The sequence below is a fragment of the Sphingobacterium sp. UBA7625 genome (assembly GCF_002484085.1).
GTDB classification, from domain to species: Bacteria; Bacteroidota; Bacteroidia; order Sphingobacteriales; family Sphingobacteriaceae; genus Sphingobacterium; species Sphingobacterium athyrii.
Map to the genome: position 1 here is coordinate 1 of NZ_DLJD01000035.1, position 3,984 is coordinate 3,984.

General features: G+C 37.7%; 4 protein-coding genes. All 4 read left to right on the forward strand.

Features of this window, described 5'->3' with window-relative positions; all coding sequences use genetic code 11:
• Positions 1–66 precede the first annotated feature (66 nt).
• Positions 67–414 (forward strand): 50S ribosomal protein L19, encoded by a 348-nt coding sequence (gene rplS, locus B4G94_RS16030; protein WP_077437627.1) that lies wholly within the window; start codon positions 67–69, stop codon positions 412–414.
• 338 nt (positions 415–752) lie between these two features.
• The gene (locus B4G94_RS16035) at positions 753–1,838 is read left to right on the forward strand and encodes a carbohydrate-binding family 9-like protein (protein ID WP_286860093.1); all 1,086 of its coding nucleotides are present in this window, start codon (positions 753–755) and stop codon (positions 1,836–1,838) included.
• Positions 1,839–1,963: 125 nt separating this feature from the next.
• Positions 1,964–3,574: a CTP synthase gene (locus B4G94_RS16040; protein ID WP_108636756.1), complete on the forward strand. Its 1,611-nt coding sequence runs from the start codon at positions 1,964–1,966 to the stop codon at positions 3,572–3,574.
• Positions 3,575–3,613: 39 nt separating this feature from the next.
• A partial coding sequence (gene yidC / locus B4G94_RS16045; protein ID WP_286860095.1) for a membrane protein insertase YidC occupies positions 3,614–3,984 on the forward strand: 371 nt, incomplete at its 3' end.

Here is a 3,984-nt window from a genome sequence, read left to right on the forward strand (position 1 = left end):
AAAATAAGTCGTAATATTGCATTCCGATTTTTACAGGATATAAATCGTTAATAATTACTCGAAATCATGGATTTAGTAAAATTTGTAGAAGAACAAGCGGTAGTAAGAAATGAAATTCCCGCTTTCAAAGCCGGAGATACCATCAGCGTTCATTATAAAATTCGCGAAGGAAATAAAGAGCGTGTTCAGGTGTACCAAGGTGTAGTAATCCAATTAAACAGCGAAGGTGCTAACGCTACTTTTACCGTTCGTAAAATCTCAAACGGTGTAGGTGTTGAACGTATTTTCCCTGTAAACTCACCAAACATTGAAAAAATTGTAGTAAACAGCTATGGTAAAGTTCGTCGCGCTAAATTATTCTATTTACGTGGCCTTACCGGTAAAGCTGCTCGTATTAAATCAAAAAGAATCTAATTACGACTACCACGGCATAAAAAAAGGCTTTGATGAAATTCAAAGCCTTTTTTTATTTCCTACCAGATCAACCATCTTCCTACCCGGGACAAATCCACTCCGCTCACCCTACCACTTAGAGAGCAATACGAAACCCCATGTAATAAAATTAAGACAATCGAATCTGATTTCTTAAAAAGAATCACCCCTCTTTGCTTAGCTAAAACATTTTACTTACTTTTAGCACTGCCAATCTTCCATACATAGAAATCAATGGAAATTTTAGGATTTTATAAAAACAGCCCCATTAAGCGCGCTTACATAAATTTCTTGGTAACTAATAGACATACAATATCTTGATGAAAACTGTTTTTTTTATATTAGCTCTTACCCTACAGACGACAACCATTTTTGCACAGCGAAATGTAGGTGATTTTCTCCGATTACAGTCTAAGCCAGAGATTTACTTTGTCCAAAAAGCTCAAACCCCGATCGAAATTGACGGTAAAGATGACGAAATATCTTGGGCAAAGGCAGTATGGACAAATACATTCAAAGACATAGAAGGAAACAGTAAACCAAAACCTGCGCTAGAAACTCGTGTCAAAATGCTCTGGGATAACGAAAATCTCTATCTGTTTGCTAAGTTGGAAGAACCTCACATCAATGCTTACCTCAGACAGAAGGACACCATCATCTATCATGACAATGACTTTGAGGTATTTCTGAAACCTAATCTGCAATCTCCTGAATATATTGAAATTGAAGTTAATGCACTGAATACGATCATGGATCTCCTCATGACCAAACCTTATCGTTTTGGTGGGAAAGCTAACTTAAACTGGGACACCAAAGATATCCAAAGTGCTGTTTATCACGCTGGAACAATAAATAATCCAACCGATAAAGATAATTTTTGGACCGTCGAAATGAAGATTCCGGTCAAAAGTCTAAAATACTTTGGTGAAGGAAATCAAATCAAGGCAAATGAAGTGTGGAAGATAAATTTCTCCCGCGTACAATGGCACTATGATGTCAATGGAAAAGGTTATATCAAAAGAAAGGATAATACTGGCAAGACACTTGCGGAAGAAAACTGGGTATGGTCGCCCATTGGTCTGATTAACATGCATTATCCCGAACGATGGGGACATATCAAATTTGTGGATCAAGACGAACAACAATTCGTAGATGAACAATTTTTGGCATTGGAAAAAACTGTCTGGAATATTTTTTACCTGCAACAAATTTACTGGAATACAAATAAGCGCTATGCAACGTCTCTTGATGAATTGAGCAAATTATACCCTGAAATCATTAATATCAATAAGCATTATCAACTTGTCTTTTCCAATGCCAATAAGTTCTATCGCATTGAGATTAAGTCGAAATCGCAACCCGATTTAAAGGCTACAATCGATAACCAGGGCAACATCTATTTTTAATTTATTTATTCAGTGAATCTTTCAATTATAATATTGAATAAAAAATTGCTATCTTTGTATCCCGTACATAAAGCAACTATTATTGGTCATTTTGACCACATAAAATTGAAAATCCTTTAATTGTTATGACTAAATATATTTTTGTTACGGGCGGCGTTACTTCGTCGTTAGGGAAAGGTATTATTGCAGCCTCCCTTGCTAAACTTCTCCAGGCACGTGGCTACAAAGTGACTATTCAAAAATTCGATCCTTACATTAACATTGACCCAGGAACATTGAATCCTTATGAGCATGGTGAATGTTATGTTACTGAAGATGGAGCCGAAACTGACCTTGACCTTGGCCACTATGAGCGTTTCTTAAACGTCCCTACCTCACAAGCGAATAATGTAACAACAGGTCGTATCTACCAACACGTCATCCAACAAGAGCGTGAAGGGGCATATTTAGGAAAAACCGTTCAAGTCATCCCACATATCACTGATGAGATCAAACGCCGCATGCAGCTTTTGGGTGAATCCGGTGAATATGATATCATTATTACTGAACTCGGTGGAACTGTAGGGGATATCGAATCCCTTCCATTTGTTGAAGCTGTAAGACAGCTACGCTGGGAACTGGGGGCGAATAATTCTTTAGTTATTCATCTAACTTTGGTCCCATATTTAGCTGCAGCCGGCGAACTTAAAACCAAGCCAACACAGCACTCGGTCAAAACATTATTGGAATATGGTGTACAACCAGATATCCTGGTATGCCGTACAGAGCATAAATTATCTCAAGAAATCCGCAAAAAATTAGCACAGTTCTGTAATGTTAACATTAATGCTGTCGTGGAATCTATCGATGCTTCGACCATCTATGATGTTCCATTATTAATGTTAAAAGAAAACCTGGATAAAACAGCCCTAACAAAGCTAAAACTTTCCAATAAAAATGAACCGGATCTAGAAAACTGGAAAAACTTCCTAGGTAAGCTCAAAAATCCAACAAGTGAAGTTTGCATTGCTTTAGTAGGAAAATATGTTGAACTTCCAGACGCTTATAAATCCATCACCGAAGGATTTATCCATGCCGGTGCAACGAATGAATGTAAAGTAAAGGTGAGTTATATCGCTGCCGAAAGTGTTACAAAAGAAAACGTCGCTGAAAAGCTAAAAGGTATGGACGGTGTATTGGTCGCTCCAGGCTTTGGCGAACGTGGTCTGGACGGCAAATTAAACGCGATCAAATATGTACGTGAAAATAACATTCCATTCTTTGGTATTTGTCTTGGTATGCAATGTTCGGTCATTGAGTTTGGCAGAAATGTATTGGGATTAAAAGATGCCAATAGTTTTGAAATGGATGCGAACACCAGCAATCCTGTCATCAACCTGATGGAAGAGCAAAAAAACATCACCAATATGGGTGGCACAATGCGTTTAGGTGCTTACGACTGTGAAATTAAAAAAGGCACCAAAGCCTTTGCCATTTATGGAAAAACAAAAATTTCCGAAAGACACCGTCACCGTTATGAATTTAACAATGACTATTTAAAACAATATGAGGCAGCAGGAATGATCGCTTCGGGCTTCAATCCAGAGACTGGATTAGTTGAAATTGTCGAATTGAAAAACCATCCTTTTTTCGTTGCCGGACAATTTCATCCAGAATTAAAGTCAACTGTTGCAAATCCTCACCCACTTTTTGTTAGCTTTGTAGCCGCTGCTTTGGCCAACAAGAAATCAAAGTAGTATTAGAAGGATAAAATTAATTAAGTTTAGTTATTAAAGATGGATAGAAATACCCTAATTGGTTTGGTCCTGATGTTTGCCATCATCACTGGTTCATTTTACCTGATGAAGCCTTCAGAATCAGAAATCAAACAAGAACAAGCGCGACAGGAGGCTAAAGCTCAGGCTGCAAAAGGACAACCTGCAACAAGTGACTCTACCGCAAAAGCTAAAACAGCGCAAACAGCAGTGATTGCAGATTCAGCTGAACTGAAAAAACCTTTTGGTGCATCAAAATTTGGAACTGAAAAAATCATTACACTTGAAAATGATGCCATCATTGCCAAAATCAGCACAAAAGGTGGTAAAGTGAAATCAGTCGAACTCAAAGGTGAAAAGAATTTCAATGGAAAACCTTTGATGCTTTTTGA

Bases quoted from the DNA above. Each gene is read 5' to 3' on its own strand.
- rplS (WP_077437627.1), top strand. From the start codon at position 67: ATGGATTTAGTAAAATTTGTAGAAGAACAAGCGGTAGTAAGAAATGAA.
- B4G94_RS16035 (WP_286860093.1), top strand. From the start codon at position 753: ATGAAAACTGTTTTTTTTATATTAGCTCTTACCCTACAGACGACAACC.
- B4G94_RS16040 (WP_108636756.1), top strand. From the start codon at position 1,964: ATGACTAAATATATTTTTGTTACGGGCGGCGTTACTTCGTCGTTAGGG.